We start from the raw sequence: 21,212 nt of genomic DNA, 5'->3' as shown, positions 1-21,212 counted from the left end.
ATGGATTTTAGTTGGAGTAGAGAGCAGCTGGAGCTGAAACAAAAAGCTACTGATTTTGCTCAGAAACATTTAAATACAAACGTTAGCCATAAAGAAAGGGGCAATATCTTCCCAAGCGATGAGTGGAAGAAATGTGCTGATTTCGGAGTCTTGGGCTGGCCTTTCCCCAAGGAATTTGGAGGAGGTGGGCATGATATTATGACCACGGTTTTGATGCTAGAGGGGCTGGGCTATGGAAGTGAAGATAATGGACTTCCTTTTTCCCTTAATTCCCAAATGTGGAGCACTCAAGTGGCGATAAATGCCTTTGGTTCGGAAGAGCAAAAAAAGAAATATCTAAAGCCTTTGATTTCAGGAACGGTTGGAGCCTTCGGAATCACTGAAAATGATACAGCTGGGTCCGATACTTATAGCCTGCAGATGACCGCTGAAAAGACAGAAGGTGGTTATATCTTAAATGGAGAAAAGCACTACATTACCCTTGCTCCCATTTGTGAGATGGCCGTGGTTTTTGCCACCACCAATCCGAAACTGGGAAGGTGGGGTATTACAGCTTTCATTGTGGACAGCAGCATGAAAGGCTTTTCAAGAAGTGAAGTTAGAGACAAGGTGGGAATGCGAACCACCCCTATGGGAAATCTATACCTAAAGGATTGCTTTGTCCCGGATGAAAACAGACTGGGAAAAGAAGGATCAGGTCTAAGTCTCTTCACATCGGCTATGGAATCAGAAAGAGGCTACATTTTTGCAAGCCAAATCGGCAGAATGCAAAAGCAGTTGGAAAATGCTATTTCCTATTCTAATGAGAGGAAATCCTTTGGTCAAAACATAGGTGGTTTTCAGTCGGTTTCAAATAGAATTGCCAATATGAAACTTAGATTAGAAACATCGAAAATGCACTTATATAAAGTGGCATATTTGGATCATAACGACCTTCCACTTATGGAGGAAGCTGCCATGGCAAAGCTTTACATAAGTGAGGCTTTTGTGGAGTCCAGTACTGATATTATCCGGATTTTTGGAGCCAAAGGAGTTGTTACAGAATATGAAATAGAACGAGATCTGAGGGACGGATTAGGAGGATTGATCTATTCTGGAACCTCCGATATTCAAAGGAACATAATCGCTAAATTGAACGGAGTACAGTGAATTCCAAGAGTACAATATTGAGTGAGCTTCTTACCGCAGGAGCAAGGAAAAACCCTGATAAAATAGCTTTCAAAAGTTCTTCAGGTGAAATCACTTATTCCGAACTGGACCGAAAAACCAACCAGATAGCAAATTGGCTTTTGGCAAATAAGGTTAGTAAGGGTGAGCGAGTGGGTATTCTTATTGATAAAAATATTTACACTGCTTACGGGTTATATGGAATACTTAAAACTGGGGCAGTCATCGTAGCCCTGGACCCCGCACAACCTGCAAATAAGTTAAAAGCAATCATTAAGGACTGTGGAATCAAGGTGGTCCTATCAATTCCTTCACATCAAAAGACCCTCGATGAAATTTCCAGTCCAGAACTTCTGGTACTTGGTTCAAATGAAGAGATTTCTTGGGAAGAAGTCTTCTCTGCTTATAGTAGTGAAGCGCTTAAAGTAGCTATTTCACCTCAGGATAATGCCTATATCATATACACCTCAGGTTCCACTGGCGAACCCAAGGGCATAGTACACACACATGAGAGTGGACTTGCATATGCGAGGCAGTCCTCTAAACTGTATGAAGTAAAGGAAAATGATGTTATCGGAAATGTAGCTTCACTGCATTTTGATCAAAGTACATTCGGTTATTTCTCCGCTATATACGCCTGCTGTACTACCTATGTATTCAGCCAAAGTGAATTGATCATGTTGGGTAGCTTCTGTGAAGCGGTTAGAAAAAATGAGATTACCATCCTTTACTCTGTACCATCTCTCTTCATTTCTTTGATCCGCGGTGGTTTTGATTTGGATTTCCCTTCAGTAAGATGGATTAAATATGGTGGAGAGTCCTTCCCTCCTGCCCTGGTGAATGAATTATTGAAAAAAGCTCCCAGAGCAAAGATTTCCAATGTTTATGGACCAGCCGAAGTAAACCAATGTACGTACTTCACCATAGAAAAGCCTGTAGATGAGAAAGCAGAAATACCCATTGGAACAGTCTGGGATAACACCGAATTTCTTTTACTGGATACCGAAAATAATCCAGTAGCGAAAGGAGTGAAAGGGGAGCTTTTGATCAGTTCTATCACGATGATGACAGGGTATTGGAATAATGAGAGCTTGAATAAAAAGTCCTTTTACTTACATAATAATAATGGTGAGATTACAAAATATTATCGAACAGGTGATCAGGCCTATTTAAATGAGAAAGGATATCTGGTTTTTGCAGGAAGAATTGACCGAATGGTGAAGATCAATGGATACCGGGTGGAACTGGGAGCTGTTGAGCACTCATTGATCCGACTACCGGAAATTAAGGATGCAGCCGTTTTTACCACTACAAAAGATGGAGTAAAGGAAATTTGCGCAGCCATCGTATCAAATAGCGAATCAATGGATGTGAAAGCACTAAAAAGGAAACTTATGAAAGTTCTACCAAAGCAAAATGTGCCTAAACACATCCTTGAAATGCCTTCTGTGCCGCATTCAGATAATGGGAAAGTACACTACAGGGAATTAGAAAAGCAATTTCGCGATTGAGTATGTTGAGTAATCAGCAAATATCAGAATATAAAGAAAGCGGCTATTTGATCTTGGAAAAGCTTCTTAGGGATGATTTATTTCATCGAGTGGATAAAGCAATTGAGGAAATAGAAGCCATGGAGGGTCCTGAGTTTTTTAGAGAAAAAAAATCAGGGAAAATCAGGACCATTTTCGCTCCTGAAAAATTTCATCCAGAAATTCAGCAGCTTATAGACAATGAAGAAATTCGAGGTATAGTTAGCCAATTGCTAGAAACAGAATTTTATCTTTTCCAGTCTAAACTCAATTCAAAAGCTAGTCTGCAATCAGGTGTTTGGAGCTGGCATCAGGATTTTAAGTTTTGGAAGGAGGATGGTATGCTTGAAGCAGAGGCGCTTACATTAGCTATTTTTCTTACGGATGTCGATGTCGCCAATGGACCAATTTTGGCAATCCCTGGTTCTCAGAAATACGGCGAGGTGGAATCCTATCTAAACAACCCTGATGGCGTTCATGATGAAAATCTAAAGTATTTGATTAGACAGGAAACATTGGCGAAAATGGTCACCAGATTTGGTCCCATCACACCCCTTACAGGAAAGGCCGGAGATGCAGTTATCTTTAGCAGCAATATTCTTCACGGTTCCTATCAAAATATGGGAATAGTGGACAGAAAGCTGCTTATGTTTACATTTAACCCAACTCGAAACATTCAGGAGGTGGGAAACCCAAGGCCGGATTACATGGTCAAGAGAGAAAAAAGAGTTTTAAATCCAAAACCATGATAGAGGAAATTACAAAATATATTAGTGAAGAAATTGATACCGATATCAATGCTGAGGAGGAGCTTTTAAGCAGTGGGCTAATTGACAGTATTACGATTATGAAAGTAATTGCCTTCCTCGAGGAAACGTACGATGTCAAAGTTCCTCCTCAGGATATGGTAATAGAAAACTTCAATACCGTGCAATCCATGGGCGATTACCTTAAGGGTCAGCTCCAGAGTTAATTCAATTATTCGTGACTCAGGACTCCCCCATCACCCATAGCCTGACAGGCAGTCAAAGTAGTATTTGGGCAGGTCAAAAATTATCACCCAAATCTATTGCAAATTATTTACCTCATACTTTTGAAATAGAGGGAAAATTAGACCCTGATATTTTTAACCAGGCTTTTTCAATTCTGCTTAAAAATAATGACGCTTTAAGAACCATTTTCGAGGAAGATGATAAATCGGATGTTCGTCAGATCATTAAGGAAGAAATTGATTATAAGATTGAGCTTTTTGAAATTCCTTCAAACGATCTGAAGGAGTTTATTGAAAAGAGGATCAGAAAACCAATTGACTTGGGATTAAGACCCTTTGATTCTGTTCTAATAAAAACTGATTCTGGCTCATTTATTTGGTATCTGAATATTCATCATATTGTAGCAGATGCCAGTAGTTTTAAAATTCTTTTTGAACAGCAGGCTAAGGAATATTTTAACCTTATTGATGGAAAAGAATCTTCAGCAGAAAAAGATTCAGCAAGCTTTCTGGAATACAGGGAATTTGAAGCCAATAAAAGAGGGGTCAAAGAATCAAACAATGAAGATTACTGGGGTAGAAAAGGTCAATTGGCTCCTAAAAAGCCTAAACTCTATGGATATCCAGAAGACCCCACAAGAAATAAAGGTAGAAGAGTAAAGCTTCCAATTGATGAGAGTTTAAAGGATAAGCTTGATGTCAAAGTAAATTCTGACTCTTATCGTTCGTTGAATCCGGATCTAACTAAATTTACTATTTGGGCCACCGTTTTTACAGCATACATTTCAAGAGTTTCTGGAGAAAGTGTAGTTCGTTTGGGAAGCCCATTTCCCAATCGAAATCTCAAAAAATATAGAAATACGGTTGGCTTGTTGATTGAAGTCTTACCCTTTGATATCAAGATAGAAGCTGAGGATTCATTTTTCTCTCTATTTCAAAAAGTGAGAACCGAGCTTTTTGATTTCTTTAAACATGGAAATCCTGGTGCGCAAAGCTTACAAAGCTCCAGAGGTATTCATTTCGTAGTAAATTATATCCCTTTACATTTTGGGGATTTTGGCTTCTATCCTACCAGGACTAAATGGCACTTCCCGGATGAATTAGATGAAAGTCATCAAATTAGGTTGCAAGCCTATGATTTCAATAGCTCATCTAATCAGGATTTTTACTTTGACATCAATGAAAAATATTTCTCTGATCAGGGTTTAAAATGGGCTCCTCAGCATTTTGTGGAAGTGTTTAATGCATTTCTTTTAGACGATAATCAGTTAATTTCAGAAGTTGACCTGGGATCAAAAAAGCTTTTCAAAGAAAAATCTGCTCCGCGAAAAATTCTCTCCTTAGCAAGTCAATTATCTCAATCTTTTAAAGAAAATAAAGACCTAATCGCTCTTTCAAAGGATGGTCATACTCTTAACTATTCTGAATTAAATGATCTGGTTAATAGGCTTGCTGGTGAATTTCAATCTAAAGGAGTTAAAGCCGGTGAGGTAGTAGCCATACATAAACCTCGATCCTTTGAATACATCATTGCTGTGCTTGCGGTTTTAAGAATTGGAGGAAAATTCGTGCCGATTCCTATGGATATTCCATCTCTGAGAATGCAAGGTATTCTAAAAGACGTCAATCCAAAACTGATAATTACCAAACAAACCCAGGAACTTTCAGGGTTGAATCAATTTGATTTCAGCATTGATAGTTTACAAAAACTTTCACCTACTAATCTTGAAAATGTAAGTCCTAACGAAAGTGGATACATACTCTTTACATCCGGGTCAACTGGCCGGCCTAAAGGAGTCGAAATCGGAATCGATTCACTTTCAAATTACATAGAGCAATCAAGGAGCATGTATAGCAAGGGTCATAAAGCAAGCATGCCCTTCTTTACCTCCATTGGTTTTGATCTGACTATAACTTCAATTTTTCTTCCCCTAGTTACTGGAGGAAGTATTCATATTTATGAAGAAAGTAAATCTGGTCCTGATTTATCAGTGCTAGAAGCAATAAAAAACCCGGAAATCAATACCATTAAGCTGACACCTTCTCATGCAAGACTGTTAAAACAAGGAGCCTGGAAAGAATCTGGGATTGAAGTTGTGATCTTTGGGGGAGAAAACCTGGAGAGCGGTTTAGCTTCAGAAATTCAATTTGAATTAGGTTCAAAAGGCAAGGTTTTCAATGAATATGGACCTACCGAGGCTACGGTTGGTTGTATTGTTCATGAATTCAACCCAAAGGAAGACTTGCCATCCGTATTAATTGGAAAGCCAATTGAAGGTTGTGAATACCTGATCTTAGATGGAGCTAAAAACCTGGTTCCAATGGGAGTACCTGGAGAGTTATATCTAAGCGGACCAGGTTTGGCTAAAGGCTATTGGAATAATCCAAAAGCAACCCTTAAATCCTTCATTGATTCACCTTTCGAAGAAAACGCGACTATTTATAAGACTGGTGACTTGGTAAGGCTTCATGAAAATGAATGTCTTGAATATTTAGGGCGTATTGATGAGCAGATCAAATTAAATGGTGTCAGGATTGAGGCCCAGGAATTAGAATCTGTCATAGCCAGTATGCCGCAAATTGAAGAAGCACATATCGTGGTAGCTGATGCCAATCAGGATCATTATGAAACACCGGAGTTCTACTGCAGAAATTGTGGACTACCATCCAACTATCCTGATGCTACCTTCAATGATGAGCAAGTCTGCAGCCTCTGTGAATCTTTTGACGATTATCAAAGAAATGTTTCTTCATACTTCAAGTCTATCGAAAACCTGAAATCTGAAATTACCGGATTAGGCGATGGTAGAAACACTCAATATGATTGTCTGATGCTTCTAAGTGGGGGTAAAGACAGTAGCTATGCACTGGCAAAGTTAGTGGAGCTAGATCTAAAAGTACTCGCTTTCACCCTTGACAATGGATTTATTTCGGACAATGCTAAAGCGAATATTGATCATTTGACAAAGCAATTACGTGTGGATCATGTTTATGGTACAACCGAGGCAATGAACGCCATCTTTAGAGATAGCATTGAGCGTCATCAAAATGTATGTAATGGTTGTTTCAAGACAGTCTATACACTAAGTACAAAATTGGCTCTGGACAAGAATATTCCCGTAATAGTGACCGGCCTTTCAAGAGGTCAGTTCTTTGAAACAAGACTCACAGAAGAATTATTTGTCAAGGAAGACTTTGACCCCACTGACATTGACAATATTATTTTGGAAGCACGGAAATCTTATCATAGAACCAAAGATGCGGTAAGTGAGTATTTGGATGTTTCATTGTTCGAAAATGACGAGGTTTTCGATAAAGTTTCCTTTGTAGATTTTTACCGATTCAGTGATGTGAGCCTTTCAGAGATGATGGATTATCTGGAGAATAAGATAGGCTGGAAAAGGCCAGAAGATACCGGCAGAAGTACGAATTGTATCATAAATGATCTGGGGATTTATGTTCATAAAAAACGGAAAGGTTATCACAATTATGCCTTCCCATACAGCTGGGATGTTCGCGTGGGTCACAAGAAAAGAGAAGAGACCATTGATGAATTGAATGATTACCTTAGCCAGGAAGAAATTGACCAGCTAATGGAAGAAATAGGATTTCATGAACCCAAAAACAAAAAGGAAATCAGAGCTTATTTCAAAGCAAGTTCCAAAGTCGATCTAAATGCTTTAATCAAGCACATGGGCCAATACCTACCATCTAATATGATTCCTTCGAATTTTATTCAGGTGGAGTCTTTCCCACTAACTTCTAATGGTAAGATTGATAAAACTGCTCTTGTAAAGCATGATTTCTCATCTGAAAGAAAGAAAGTGGGACCCATTGAAAAACCGAAAAATAAAATTGAGCAATTGGTACATGATACATGGGTTATGGTAATGAAAGAAGATAATATTGACGTTACTGATTCATTCATCGCACTTGGAGGAAACTCACTCTTAGCCATTAGAATTGTATCTCTTCTTAATAAAAGGTTAAAACTGGATGTAGGAATTCAGAATTTCTTTGAATTGGGTTCCATAAGGAAGATTTCTTCATTTATAGAGTCAGAAATCAGATCAAGACTTCAATCTCGCAATAACTAGGAATCTGCCATTAGTCCGGACAAATAGTACTGATCTAGCGAAAATTTTTAGCTTTGAAATTAATGAAGGTAAATGCTGGAAGCCTGGGTTTGTATTTGGGACCTTTGGCGTTCGTTTTGGTTTATTTCTTTGCAGATTCCCCAGATCTCAATAAAGATGCTCAGTCCATGTTGGGTATAGCCTTGTGGATGGCCATTTGGTGGATTACTGAAGCCATCCCTATTGCCGCTACGGCATTTCTTCCGCTCGTTCTTTTTCCCCTACTCAATATTCTCCCGATTAAAACCGCTTCTGCGAATTATATGCATCCTACGGTGATGCTTTATATGGGAGGGTTTTTACTAGCCACAGGGATAGAAAAATGGAATCTTCATAGACGAATAGCCCTGGGAATCATTAATCTCATCGGCTCGGATATGAGAAAGATCGTTCTTGGATTTATTCTGGCTACGGGCCTGCTCTCCATGTGGATTTCCAATTCTGCCACCTCCTTAATGATGCTTCCTATCGGAGTTGCGGTGATTCTCCAACTAAAAACCCAGATAACTGAGAAATATCTATCCCAGGGAGAAAACCTGGGAAAGAACATTATGTTGGGCATAGCATATGGAGCTTCTATAGGTGGTGTGGCCACCTTAGTGGGTACTCCAACCAATGCCATCATGACTGCTGTAATTGCTGATTTATATGGATACACCATTGGTTTTGGAGAATGGTTTGCTTTTGGACTTCCCCTGGCGCTGGGTTTGCTTTTTTTCTGCTGGTACTATCTGGTGAATCATGCTAATCCCCTACCGAGAAAATTTGAAATCGAAGGAGGAAGAGATATCATTCGCAAGCAGCTAAAGGAATTAGGCAAAGTGACCTATGAGGAAAAGAATGTCATGATTGTTTTTGGATTGGTTTGTTTTGCCTGGATTACGCGTTCATTTTTACTTCAACCCCTACTCCCGGAAATCAACGATACAGTCATCGTTTTGGTGGGCGTCATCATCCTATTCATTTTGCCCTCAAAAGATGGTCAGGAAAGAATCCTGGATTGGGAAACAGCCGAGAAGATTCCCTGGGGAGTTTTGATTTTATTCGGAGGTGGATTGGCTTTGGCCGAAGGCTTCAGAGAAACAGGTCTGGCAGAATGGATCGGTCAGAGATTCACGCTGATAGAGGGAATCAGCCTATTCTTGTTCCTATTGATCATCATAGCCTCTGTGAATTTTCTTACTGAAATCACGTCTAATGTGGCTACTGCTTCCATGCTTTTGCCGATTTTGGCTTCTGTAGCCGTAAAGCTTGATCTTCACCCATTTGGCCTGATGGTGGGTGCTACTCTCGCTGCCAGTTGTGCTTTTATGCTTCCTGTAGCCACCCCTCCCAATGCGGTAGTATTTGGATCGGGCTATCTCAAAATGCGGGATATGGTTCGTTCCGGGTTTTGGCTGAACATTCTCTCCATAATCGTCGTGACCCTGATGGTATTCTTTGTGCTTCCAAGAATCTGGGGAATCGACCTGCTTGAATATCCCTTTTAGCCATTTGTGGGGCTTTTTTAGGGTAAAATTCTGATTCGTCACAAAGATCATTCAGTTCGTCACAATTTTTTGATGGGCAAAATTCGGGACACTATTCTTGAACTACCATAAGATGTGTGATGAAAACTAAAACCAGCTATTTGATTCTGATTGTTGTGGGGATGATTTACAATCTCCTCACAGCTTTTGGTTTCAAGCTATTCGATTCAACTTTATTCACAGGAATCTTTGGTAGTATTTAATCGAATCTCATTAATTGCACCCTATGAACAGCTTAAAAGCTAAATCCCTGGACTTCCGACAGATAGAATGGTGGATAGTCACCTTTCTTTTTCTCATCGTTATTTTGGTCAATATTCTGAATATCGGAAGTACCCAGTTCCGATTCGAAGACGAAAGGCTGATTGAATATTTTGCCAAGGTGATTATACCTCTGGTGTTTTTCACTGTTTTTTACCTGGTTCATATGCGGCTCATCCCAGGGTTTCGCAAGAATCATAAGGTACTGAGACTGATTGCTTTTTGTATTCCGATCGTTCTGATTTCCTATCTGATCATCACCTTGTTTTCAGTGGGGGCTGAAATCACCGGGACGCCATTTACACCTTATTACTTCAAGACAGCCGGGATTTACATAGGCTATTTGGTTTGGGTGTTTCTGCTCAAGCAGGTTTTTCTACCTCCAAAATTCGAGGATTTCAAAATTTACAATGCACTTCGACTCGGTAGCATTCTTTTCTTCTTGATTCTTTTTATGGAACAAATGTCCATGATTATGCCAAGGCATATGGGGGAAATCATTGCGGTAATCCTCGTGGGTTCCATTGTCGTGATCCTTTTCAATTACCTTTTGATTTATAGAAAAAGGAAAAAAGGTAAAACCCGACAGGCCAACTTTTTCAATATCATATTGGTCGGGTTTCCCTCTGGTGCTTTTATTCTCGGTGCCAGCGCTGAAGGTCAGCCCATTCTGCTACTGATAGGGATAGGAATTGCCCTTGTAATTCAACTAGTGCTTATCCCCCTTTCTAACTTTGCCTTTGATCGATACTTTGGTATCAAAAAGCAAATTGATACCCTTACACATAAGGTGGAAGTTGGCTCCGCAAACTTGAGTTTCCTCAAATCTCAGATCAATCCACATTTCCTTTTCAACGCTCTTAATACCCTTTATGGAAGTGCTTTGATGGAAAATGCCGAAAAGACATCCGATGGAATTCAGAAGCTCGGGGACATGATGCGCTTTATGCTTCATGAAAATCAGCTAGATAAGATTTCTTTAAAGCGAGAATTGGAGTACCTGCAAAATTATCTGGACCTGCAGATGCTAAGATTTAAAAATGAAGAAAATCTGGAGGTGGAGATTCAGATCAATGATGCCCATTGTGACGGAAAAATCGCTCCCATGATGTTGATCCCTTTTGTGGAAAATGCCTTTAAACATGGTATCAGTACCAAAAATAAATCCTGGATCAAGATCAATCTGAGATGTCTTAATGGATCCATTCATCTGGATGTGGTGAATAGTATTCATCCTCCCAAAGCCTTGAAAGATCCGAAGGATGAATCCGGAATAGGATTGGAAAATGTTCGCAAAAGGCTGGCTGTCCTCTACCCTTCCCGTCATGAGTTAAATATCGTTGCTAATGATTCTGAGCATTTCGTACATTTCTCTCTGCAATTAGATTGATATGTTAAAAGCGATCGCCATAGACGATGAAAATATGGCTCTTGAAGTCATAAAGGCTCATGCGGGTAAAGTTCCTTTTCTTGATCTTCAGGCTGTTTTTTCTGACGCCATTCAGGGTTTGGAATACCTTAAAAAGGAAGAAGTGGATGTGGTTTTTCTGGATATCAATATGCCGGATATTTCAGGGATTGATTTGGCAGCCATGCTGCCAAAGGAGACCTTGGTCATCTTTACCACAGCGTATTCGGACTTTGCTGTGAAGGGCTTTGAGCTGGAAGCGACTGATTATTTGCTTAAGCCCTTCCCACTCAGCCGTTTTTTAAAGTCCTGCCAAAGAGCACAGGAATGGAAAGAGTTACAACCCTCAGAAGAACCTGATCATTTGTTTATCAAGACCTCTGAGGGGAAAATAAAAGTATCTTTTGATGATTTGCTGTTTTGCGAAGCTGCAGGAAACTATGTCACTTTCCAGCTAGTAGACCAAAAATTAATATCCAGAATGACATTCAAGGACCTGGAAAATACACTTCCTGAGCATTTCGTGAAGACACATCGCTCCTACCTGATCAATAAACGAAAGCTGGATAGAATTGAAAGGCATCAAGTTCACCTCGGGAAATATGTAGTCCCAATTAGTGTGAGCTTTTCAGGAGTTCTGGAATGAGCTACTCCTGTACCCTCACCCCTTTTAATTCAAACATATTCATCAAAAAACCGGCTGAGTTATCCTTATCGACTTCGGAAAGGCTTATGGTCACATCATAACCCCCGATAAAGAATGCGGCGTTCAAAGTGCCATCACTGATGTAAACAGTGTCCATCTCCGATTCCTGCCCAGACATATCGCCATAAAAGAAGCCATTTAGAGCCCCATCCTGTGCTTCAAACCTCATAGGAATAGTGGCGTCTCCCTGTGGAGTTCCATAGACAGTTACATTCCATCTACCCTGAAAATACTCAGGATCGCTAAACTCACCCATTGAAATAAAGCTTGAAAAGATGATTACAAGAGAAGCGGCAATTAGTGTTCGTTTCATTTAATGATGTTTTGATTTTTAACTTTTGAATAAATCAAATTGTTGGCTAATAAGCTAATTTCAAAATGTTAATTTGAACTAATGAAATAAAGTTTATGCTCTGGAAAAATTTCTCTGATGCTCCTTTCTATATTCCAGAGGTGTCTTATTAGTTCTTTTGAGAAAAAGTCTATTGAAATTCGAAAGCGTGTGAAACCCTGAGGCAAATGCCACCTCACTGATATTCGTGTCGGATTCATGAAGGAGTTTACAGGCATGTGCTATCCTCACTTCGGTAAGAAAATCTGAAAAACTTCTATTCATCCTTGCCTTAAAAAATCGACTAAAGGCAGAATCAGATAAGTTGGTCAGATCTGCCACTTCTTTCAAAGACACCTTCCCCTGAAAATGATTCATCACGTAATCATGGACTTTGCCCATACGGTCCCTCTCCGATTCCTTGTGCGAATTGATGTACCCAGGATTTGCAATTAATTCTACTTGATCTGATGAAGCGATAAGCTGAAGGATCTGGAGCAAACGGATGACCTGTCCTGAACCTTTTTGCTCTAGCATCTCCAGCATTAGATTTTGGACCATGTGATTCGTCTCCCCTCTAATTTCTACACCGTAATTCGACTGTTCCAGCAAAAGCGCAATATCCTCAAACTCCTCAAACCGGAATATTGAGTCATTCAAAAAGCTCTTCGGAAAATAGATCACTATCCCTCTTGTAAAAAGATCTGATTTAGGCTGGAAATAGGCTTTATCATTCCTCCAAAGATGAGGAAGATTTGGGCCTGTAAGAACCATGTCCCCTTCCCTAAAAGGTTTGATACTATCTCCCACGAACCGCGTGCCTTTGCCTTCCAAAACAGTAAACAGCTGATATTCCGAATGAAAGTGCCAATTCACATCAAAAAATGGTGCCACCAAATCCTTAATGACAAGGGCATTGGTATTGGGAATTCGAGACTTTTTTAGAGGCTTTTTCACTGCTTTTTGACCAAAAAATGAAATTTTGATTGAAAAATAAGCAAAATACAGTCAGAAGTAATCAAGAAATAGGAAGAAGATTTGCTAAAAAAAAGAGAATTTGCTTATTGAATTACTTTAAACCCAAATAATTATGAATCGCAAGATTTTCATCTGGCTTTCTTTTGCAATAATCCTGGGAATCGGTCTGGGATGTAAACCCGAGAAAAAGGAGGTTTACCTATCCATGACCGAGCCAAGACGAGTTGAGATCTTGGTATTGGGACATGAAAGCGAACATCATAATTCCGAACAGCTAATGATGCACCTTGGGGTGCAGCTTTTCCAAAAAGGAATTAATCTCACTTACACCTCTGATCCAAATGACCTAAATGAGGATGTACTCTATAATTATGATGGGCTGATGATTTATGCCAATCATGATGAAATCACTCCAGATCAGGAAGATGCATTGAAAGAATATGTGCAAAGTGGAAAAGCATTAATTCCTGTGCATAGTGCCTCTTGGTGCTTCCGAAACTCAGATTGGTATGTAGAGGCCGTTGGAGGGCAATTCAAATCACATGAAACGGGTGAATTTACCGTGGACATCGTTGATGCCGATCACCCCATAATGGAAGGAATTGAAGAATTCGAGACCTGGGATGAAACCTATGTACATTCTCAAATCAACGATGACATTCAGGTCCTAATGGAGCGAGTGGAAGGTGATCATAGAGAGCCTTGGACATGGATCAGAGAAGAAGGAAAAGGACGAGTTTTCTATACTGCATATGGACACGACGAAAGGACTTGGGAGAAGGAAGAGTTTAAAGAATTGCTAGCTAATGGAATTCTTTGGGCAGTTGGCGATGAAGTCATTGCACTTCTTGATGCTTACGATATGCCAGAACCGAAATTCCGTGATGAAGTGATTCCGAACTATGAAAGAAGAGATCCTCCCCCACAGTATCAGTTGCCTCTTTCTCCTGAAGAAAGTATGAAAACTGTACAGCTTCCTGTGGGTTTTGAAATGACCCTTTTTGCTTCAGAGCCAATGATTATCAACCCTATGTCAATGGCATGGGATGAGCGTGGCAGGCTATACGTGATTGAAACAGTAGACTATCCAAACGAGGTTAGAACCGAAGGTGGTAATGATCAAATAAAAATTTTAGAAGATACGGACGGAGATGGAAAGGCAGATAAATCCACAGTGTTTGCTGAAAATCTGAATATCCCTACCTCGATCATGGCTGTAAATGGAGGCATCTTGATTTCCATGGCCCCTGATTTCGTCTTTCTGAAAGATACAGACGGAGACGATGTAGCGGATGTGCGTGAAGTGATCATGACTGGATGGGGAAAAAGTGATACCCATGCTGGTCCATCTAACTTGAAATATGGTTTTGATAATAAAATCTGGGGTGTTTTAGGATACTCAGGATTCAGAGGTACGGTTTCTGGTCAGGATCACTCCTTTGGTCAGGGCGTTTATCGCTTTGAACCAAATGGTGAAAACCTTGAATACCTTGGAAATACCTCAAACAATACTTGGGGACTCGGTTTCACAGAAGATTTTGAAACTTTCATTTCCACTGCCAATGGACAGCACAGTGTCTATTTTTCTATGGAAAATAAGTTTGTGAAGCGTCCTGTTTTTCAAGGCTCTGCAAATACTGTTCACGGTATTGATACTCATTACGACATGTACCATGTGACGCCATTTTTGCGACAGGTGGATTGGCATAAAGGGTATACGGCTGCTGCCGGACATAATTTTTATACCGCCAGAAGCTTTCCTAAGAGCTATTGGAATCGGATTGCTTTCGTGGCAGAACCTACCGGTAGAGTACTTCACAATAATATTATTCTTCCTGAAGGCTCGGGGTATACTGAGAAAAATGGATTTAATATCCTTTCCAGCTCTGATGAGTGGTTTTCACCTGTTCATGCGGAAGTTGGTCCTGATGGAGCTCTTTGGGTTGCAGATTGGTATAACTTCATTATTCAGCATAACCCTACACCTAGAGGATTTGAGAATGGAGAAGGTAATGCTTACATCAACCCACTTAGGGATAGACAGCATGGAAGAATCTATAGAATCAGCTATAAAGGTGGAGAAGATTCAAAAGTGTTTGACCTAAAGGATGCATCAAACGCTGAGCTTATAGAAGCTATTAAAAGCGAGAATATGTTTTGGCGCCTCACGGCCCAAAGGCTTATTGTGGAAAATCAAAACACTGAAATCGCTCCTGAGCTTTATAAAATAATCGAGGATCAAACAGTAGATGAAATTGGCTTGAATGCACCAGCGGTCAATGCTTTATGGGCACTCCACGGTCTTGGACAACTGGATGGAAGTAACACTGAAGCAAGTGCTGTAGCTGAAAAAGCTCTTAAGCATCCCTCTGCCGCAGTCCGAAAAAATGCGCTTCGTGTACTTCCAAGAGACCAACAAAGCCTTAAAGCGATAATGGATTCAGGGGTCTTGGATGATCCCGATTTGCCAACCCGAAAGTTTGCTTTTCTCGCTCTTTCTGAGATGCCGTTCTCAGAGGATGCAGCTAAAAACCTGGTTGAATTAGCAGGAAATGAAGAAAATGGAGATGATTCATATTTGCCTCAGGCGGTGTTTGCAGCGGTCCTCTCCCATCCTACCGAATTTGCGAAGCTGGATAATACAGCTGCTTTGAGAGCCTCCGGTGATTCCGAATTATCACTTTCAGATCGAATCAGCAGAAGCTTGGTTTCCGAGCAGTATCAGCTAGATCAAAGAAACAGTATCCTCTTCCCTCCTAATGTTGCTGGAAAGGAAATTCAAGTTCGAATGATTGTTTCAAGGGGTGATGACCCATTACATGGAATCTTAATGGCTCAGGGAAATAATACCAATGGCTACAGCCTCTATTTTATGGATGAGAAGCTCTACTTTGCCGTGGCACAAGATGAAAACTTGACCCTCCTTAGTTCTTCAGACCCTCTTCCAGATGAGCAATTTACCGTAGATGCAGAAATTAAAGAAAATGGGGATTTGAGCCTAAAAATAAATGGTGAGGAAATAGCAACAGGAAAAACCAAAGGACTATTTGATGAGCCATTATCTCCTGATCGCGTCCGTGTAGGTTCAAATGACAGTAGAAATGTGGTAGGTAGATATGAGGGAACCTGGTGGTTTGGTGGACGTTTGAGTAATAAGTCAACCTTGTCTCTTAAAAAGCCAGGTACTGATATAGCCCAGGAAGGTGCAACAAGTACTGTTGCGGCAAATGGAAGCACCATGGTCAAGCTTTCTGTCATTCCTCATGAAATGAAATATGACCTTGGCTCATTCACGGTTAAAGCGGGTTCTCAGGTAACTATTGATTTCGAGAATCCGGATTTCATGCAACATAACCTGGTCATCGGTCAGAAAGGATCAATGGAGGTGATCGGTGCAGCAGCAGATGAATTAGCACGGAACCCACAGGGTGCTTCGCAAAGCTTTGTTCCAGACATCCCTGAGGTGATTGCAGCCACTCAGCTAGTCGATCCAGAAGAAAGAGAATCACTCGTGTTCATAGCACCTACCGAACCTGGGGAGTACCCATTTGTGTGTACTGTACCAGGCCACTGGAGAATTATGAACGGAATCATGATCGTAGAATAAGCCATGTCACTAAATGTAAAATTTGGGGTAAGTACCTGGCTTTGGACTTCGCCATTTGATTCCAGTACTGTATCTCTATTTGAAAAAATAAAGTCTTTTGGATACGATGCGGTGGAAATACCCGTGGAAGATCCCGAACTAATTAACACTGAACTGGTCAAGGAAGCGCTCGCAGAACATTCTCTCAAACCTATCATCTGCGGGGCTTTCGGACCTACTCGGGATTTCACTCATGAAGATCCCAAATTCCATCAGACCAGTTTTGAGTATTTGGATGCCTGCTTCGAAATTGCTTCCGAATTGGGAGCTGGTTTTGTGGGAGGTCCTATGTACTCCGCTGTTGGAAAAGCGCGCCTGGTATCTCCTGAACAAAGAAAAGTGGAATGGGATCGAGCTGTCAAAAACCTTCAAAAGGTTTGTAAACGAGCAGGTGAATTCGGTTTGGAAATTGCCCTTGAGACGCTCAATCGTTTTGAAACTGACTTAATTAATACTGCCTCAGAGCTTAAGCAGTTGATCACCGATATTAACGAACCCCAGGCCAAGGCTTTACTAGATGGCTTTCATCTTAGCATAGAAGAGCCTAGCATTGAGAATGCCATAGCGGAAGTCGGAGATAAATTGATCCATGTTCAGGTATCGGAAAATTATCGTGGTACCCCTGGAACCGGGCAAACGAATTGGGCTTCTTGGAAGCGTGGCTTGGAAAAGATCAATTATCAAGGAACCATCTCGATTGAAAGCTTCACACCAAATGTAAAAGAGCTCGCTGGAGCAGTATGTATTTGGAAACCTTTGGTGCCAAACCAGGATGGTTTTGCCAAAGAAGGTCTAGACTTTCTAAAGAAATGGGTTGCAGAATGATGATTTACGAATTATGATTTTGGATTTACGAGTTCCCAAATCCAGAAAATGAATACTGAAGTTTGAAATTATTAACTGATAATTAACATACTATGAGCAAAAAACCCATCAACATAGCCATCATCGGACTTGGTTTCGGTGCTGAGTTTATTCCAATTTATCAGAAACATCCTCTTGCAAACATGTATGCTGTTTGTCAAAGAAATAAGGAGAAAGCGGAGGCCATTGGTAAGGCCTTCGGAATTGAGAAAGTCTACACTGATTATGACGAGTTGCTAAAGGATCCAAATGTGGATGCAGTTCATATTAACACTCCTATCCAAAACCATGCGGAGCAATCCATCAAAGCTTTGGAAGCTGGCAAACATGTGGCCTGTACAGTTCCCATGGCTACCTCCGTGGAAGATTGCCGTCGCATCGTTGAATTGACTGAAAAAACAGGTCTGATCTACATGATGATGGAGACCGTGGTTTATTCCAGGGAGTTTCTATTTGTGAAAGAGATGTATGAAAAGGGAGAATTAGGTAAAATCCAATTCCTTCGAGCTTCACATCAGCAGGAGATGGCAGGCTGGCCTGGCTATTGGGAAGGCCTCCCTCCTATGCACTACGCTACGCATTGTGTTGGACCAGTTTTAGCTCTGCCTAAGGGAGAAGCGGAATACGTATCCTGTTTAGGTTCAGGAAGAATAGATGAAAATCTAATTTCAAAATACGGCTCCCCCTTTGCAATCGAAACCTGTCATATCAAATTTAAGGATTCAGATCTTGCAGCTGAGGTAACCAGGTCACTTTTCAACACGGCAAGACAATACCGTGAAAGCTTTGATGTATATGGCTCAGAAAAGTCTTTTGAATGGACCCTAATCGAACATGAGGATTCTGTGATTCACACAGGAGAAGTGCCGGAGAAAGTAAAAATACCCGACTATGCTCACCTCCTACCTGAAGGAATTCAAGAGTACACCACCAAGGGCGTTTATGATTCTGATGAAAACCTGCATTTATCTTTTACTCAAGGTTCCGGTCACGGGGGTTCTCACCCTCATTTGGCTCATGAGTTTCTTTCGGCTCTAGCCGAAAACCGATCTCCGTATCCTAATGCTCGCCAATCAGCAAATATTACCTGCGTGGGTATCCTTGCTCATGAATCAGCCATGGAAGGTGGGAAAATAAAATATCTGCCTGAATTTACCCTAACCAAGAGTTAAAAACATGTATACATTCAGGAGATGATTTATTATCACCTAAAGTGGAATCTTCCCACATGACTTTACAAAAAAACCATCCAATTTCTTGGATGGTTTTTTTATGAGCCTCCTGTCGGGATCGAACCAACGACCTACTGATTACAAGTCAGTTGCTCTACCAGCTGAGCTAAGGAGGCTTTTTCCTTAATGGTGGTGCAAATATAGATGCTTACCCTATTTGCTCCAAGCCCATAAAGAAGAAAAAATATATCTCTCTAATAGTGAGGAAGATTAATTTATAAATCTCTTAAAATCGCCAGTTTCTGCTTTAGCTTTTGAATCTCATCTTCGGCTTTTTGAATCTTCACATCGAATTGATCTTTCAATTTATCCGCCGTTTTTGATGCAGCGAAAAACTCTAGATTCGTCTTCCAAAGCGAAATATTATTCTCTAATTCAGAAATCTGTCTTCTGATGCCATGTTCCTTCTTTCCTATAGTCCTAGATGCATTTGGATCAGATTGAATCTTATTCAAGTTTAATTTGAAAAGGAAGTTTTCTCTATCAAATCCTTCTGTATCAAGCTTTTCGATATACGTATCCACGGCTGATTTAAACTCAGATTGAATCTCTTTCATGCTTTTTCGTGGAACAAAGCCAATCCCATTAAACTCCTCAACCAAGGTAGCAAGTGCCTCCTCATTTGGATCATCTTCTCCTGCAGCTTCGATTATTTTTTTACAAACTTCTTTCTTGAGTTTTAAGTTAGCCTCATACTCAGAGTTATTGGCTTTGTTTGCATTTCTTCTATTATCGAAGAAAGTGTCACAAGCTGACTTGAAGCGCTTGTATAGACTATCTCGAGTCTTTTCAGGAGTTGGACCTAAGGTTTTCCATTCCTTTTGTAAGCCAATCAACTGGTTGGACGTCTTTTGCCAATCTGTGCTATCCTTCAGCTCCTCAGCTTTAGCGATGAGGCCCTCAGCTTTAGTTTCATTATTTGCTCTTACTTCGTCAAGCTTCTTGAAGAACTGATTTTTGTTTTGGAAGAACTGCTTAAAGCTGTTCCAGAAATTCTTATTTATTTCTTTACCAGATTCTCGTGGAACTGGTCCTATTGCCTCCCAGGCTTTTTGAATGGCAAGGATAGCTTTAGTTTTTGTGTTCCACTCTTTTATTCGGTCAGAATCAAAGTTTACAAATTCAGTGAGAGACTCGATAAGCTTCTCTTTTTGCTCCTGATTCTTCAAGAATACTTCTTTCTGACTATCGTAGTATTCTTTTCTTCTATCGTAAACCGCATCTGATGCGGCTTTGAATCTTTGCCATAAAGGCTCCTGCTGCTCTCTGGGAACTGGTCCAATATGCTTATATTCTTCATGAAGCTCGTTTAAGGCTTTTATGGCTGTTTGAAGATCGGGCTCATCCTTTAGTGCTTCAGCTTTTTCGCAAAGCTGGGTTTTACCTTTAAGATTCTTTTGGCGATCGAGCTCCTTCAGTTCAAAGTAGATGCTTCTATTATCATAGAAACGGTCCATAAGAGCATTGTAATTTGCCCAAAGGCTACGGTTTTGTGAATTTGGAACTGGACCAATGGCTTTCCATTCTTCCTGAATAGCCTTAATAGCATTCATGCTCAGGGTGGTTTCTTCACCATCTACCAATTCTCTGAGCTTATCCAAAAGCTCATTTTTGAGTTGGAGATTCTTTTCCTTTTGCTTTTCTGCTTCTTTCCGAGCCGAGTTTATTTTTCTTCTAAACTCGAAATAGAAAGTATCAAAAAGCTTATCCTCATCTGAGGGTTTATAGTCAAAATCGTCTTCAGCCCCGCCTTCTTCTTTAAACTTGATCAGAGCTTCTTTTTCCTCTATATCCGTAAGAGCCGTGTAAGCGTTTCTAATATCATGAATCAATCGATCAACAGTTGAAGGCTTCTCTGCTAAAACCTTCTGTCTCAGTAAGGTAAGTAGTTCTGCTTTTGAAAGATTAGTAAGATCAATTTCCTCTTCTTCTTCCAGATCTTCGTCCGATTCTTCCTCTTCAGAATCACGATCGGAATCAGTCTCTTCTTCTGAAGCCTCATCATCAGAATTCTCACCTGCTTTTGAACTCTCCTCTTCCTCAGCCCCTTCATTTTCTGCAGCTGGTTTCGCCTCTTCCTTTTCTTCAATTTCAGGAGCTTCGGACTTTACCTCCTCAGTGGCAGGAATTGATTCTTCAACTTTTGCTTCTTCAACCACCTCATCCTTCGCTTCCTCGGATTCGGATTTTGTTTCCACCTCAGGGTTTTCCTTTTCAGAAACCTGTTCTTCTACCTCAGCTGAAGCGACTTCTTGAACCTTCTCTGCTTTTTCTTCTTCAGCCTTAGTAGACTCGGATTGCTCTTCGGTCTTATTTTCTTCTTTTGAAACTTCTTTACTCACTTCGTCAGTCACCTGAGCGCTCTGAGTCACCTTGTCTTTTTCAGACAATTCCTTACTTTTCTCAGTCATATAAATAGAACTCTATTCTCACT

The 21,212-nt window shown here is 40.5% G+C and carries 14 protein-coding genes and 1 tRNA gene; 11 read left to right on the top strand and 4 right to left on the bottom strand.

Annotation, left to right across the window (positions count from 1 at the left end):
- From QVH07_RS09565 to QVH07_RS09530, 8 genes are all read left to right on the top strand, one after another.
- A complete protein-coding gene (locus QVH07_RS09565; RefSeq protein WP_289999951.1) occupies positions 1-1,149 on the top strand; it encodes an acyl-CoA dehydrogenase family protein in 1,149 nt (382 codons plus the stop codon).
- 17 nt (positions 1,150-1,166) lie between these two features.
- Positions 1,167-2,678 carry an amino acid adenylation domain-containing protein gene (locus tag QVH07_RS09560; protein ID WP_289999950.1) on the top strand — a complete coding sequence of 504 codons (1,512 nt, stop codon included), beginning with the start codon at positions 1,167-1,169 and terminating at the stop codon, positions 2,676-2,678.
- A gap of 2 nt (positions 2,679-2,680) precedes the next feature.
- Positions 2,681-3,445, top strand: coding sequence for a phytanoyl-CoA dioxygenase family protein (locus QVH07_RS09555; RefSeq protein ID WP_289999949.1), 765 nt, complete (start codon positions 2,681-2,683; stop codon positions 3,443-3,445).
- The gene (locus tag QVH07_RS09550; protein ID WP_289999948.1) at positions 3,442-3,669 is read left to right on the top strand and encodes an acyl carrier protein; all 228 of its coding nucleotides are present in this window, start codon (positions 3,442-3,444) and stop codon (positions 3,667-3,669) included. The genes QVH07_RS09555 and QVH07_RS09550 overlap by 4 nt, the downstream gene beginning before the upstream one ends.
- A gap of 11 nt (positions 3,670-3,680) precedes the next feature.
- Positions 3,681-7,784 carry a non-ribosomal peptide synthetase gene (locus QVH07_RS09545; RefSeq protein ID WP_289999947.1) on the top strand — a complete coding sequence of 1,368 codons (4,104 nt, stop codon included), beginning with the start codon at positions 3,681-3,683 and terminating at the stop codon, positions 7,782-7,784.
- Between the two features lie 62 nt (positions 7,785-7,846).
- Positions 7,847-9,313 (top strand): SLC13 family permease, encoded by a 1,467-nt coding sequence (locus tag QVH07_RS09540; RefSeq protein WP_289999946.1) that lies wholly within the window; start codon positions 7,847-7,849, stop codon positions 9,311-9,313.
- 265 nt (positions 9,314-9,578) lie between these two features.
- On the top strand, positions 9,579-11,003 hold the full coding sequence (locus tag QVH07_RS09535; RefSeq protein ID WP_289999945.1) for a sensor histidine kinase: 1,425 nt from the start codon (positions 9,579-9,581) through the stop codon (positions 11,001-11,003).
- A 1-nt stretch (position 11,004) separates the two neighbouring features.
- On the top strand, positions 11,005-11,667 hold the full coding sequence (locus QVH07_RS09530; RefSeq protein WP_289999944.1) for a LytR/AlgR family response regulator transcription factor: 663 nt from the start codon (positions 11,005-11,007) through the stop codon (positions 11,665-11,667).
- Position 11,668: 1 nt separating this feature from the next.
- On the opposite strand, the gene QVH07_RS09525 is transcribed toward QVH07_RS09530, so the two are convergent.
- Both QVH07_RS09525 and QVH07_RS09520 read right to left on the bottom strand, forming a co-directional pair.
- Positions 11,669-12,040, bottom strand: a complete 372-nt coding sequence (locus QVH07_RS09525; RefSeq protein ID WP_289999943.1) for a hypothetical protein — start codon at positions 12,038-12,040, stop codon at positions 11,669-11,671.
- Positions 12,041-12,133: 93 nt separating this feature from the next.
- A complete protein-coding gene (locus QVH07_RS09520; RefSeq protein ID WP_289999942.1) occupies positions 12,134-13,015 on the bottom strand; it encodes an AraC family transcriptional regulator in 882 nt (293 codons plus the stop codon).
- 226 nt (positions 13,016-13,241) lie between these two features.
- Between QVH07_RS09520 and QVH07_RS09515 the strand changes: the two genes are divergently transcribed.
- The 3 genes from QVH07_RS09515 to QVH07_RS09505 all read left to right on the top strand — a co-directional run bounded on the left by QVH07_RS09515 (position 13,242) and on the right by QVH07_RS09505 (position 18,718).
- A complete protein-coding gene (locus QVH07_RS09515; protein ID WP_435367061.1) occupies positions 13,242-16,643 on the top strand; it encodes a PVC-type heme-binding CxxCH protein in 3,402 nt (1,133 codons plus the stop codon).
- A gap of 3 nt (positions 16,644-16,646) precedes the next feature.
- Positions 16,647-17,507 carry a sugar phosphate isomerase/epimerase family protein gene (locus QVH07_RS09510; RefSeq protein WP_289999940.1) on the top strand — a complete coding sequence of 287 codons (861 nt, stop codon included), beginning with the start codon at positions 16,647-16,649 and terminating at the stop codon, positions 17,505-17,507.
- A 92-nt stretch (positions 17,508-17,599) separates the two neighbouring features.
- On the top strand, positions 17,600-18,718 hold the full coding sequence (locus tag QVH07_RS09505; protein WP_289999939.1) for a Gfo/Idh/MocA family protein: 1,119 nt from the start codon (positions 17,600-17,602) through the stop codon (positions 18,716-18,718).
- Positions 18,719-18,821: 103 nt separating this feature from the next.
- Here QVH07_RS09505 and QVH07_RS09500 read toward each other — a convergent pair.
- Positions 18,822-18,894, bottom strand: a tRNA-Thr gene (locus QVH07_RS09500).
- A 99-nt stretch (positions 18,895-18,993) separates the two neighbouring features.
- Positions 18,994-21,189, bottom strand: coding sequence for a DUF349 domain-containing protein (locus QVH07_RS09495; protein ID WP_289999938.1), 2,196 nt, complete (start codon positions 21,187-21,189; stop codon positions 18,994-18,996).
- Positions 21,190-21,212: the final 23 nt, after the last annotated feature.

The sequence above is a fragment of the Algoriphagus sediminis genome (genome assembly GCF_030403435.1).
GTDB lineage: Bacteria > Bacteroidota > Bacteroidia > Cytophagales > Cyclobacteriaceae > Algoriphagus > Algoriphagus sediminis.
Note: the sequence above shows the minus strand (reverse complement) of the source record. Positions and strands in the feature narration are given on the sequence as shown.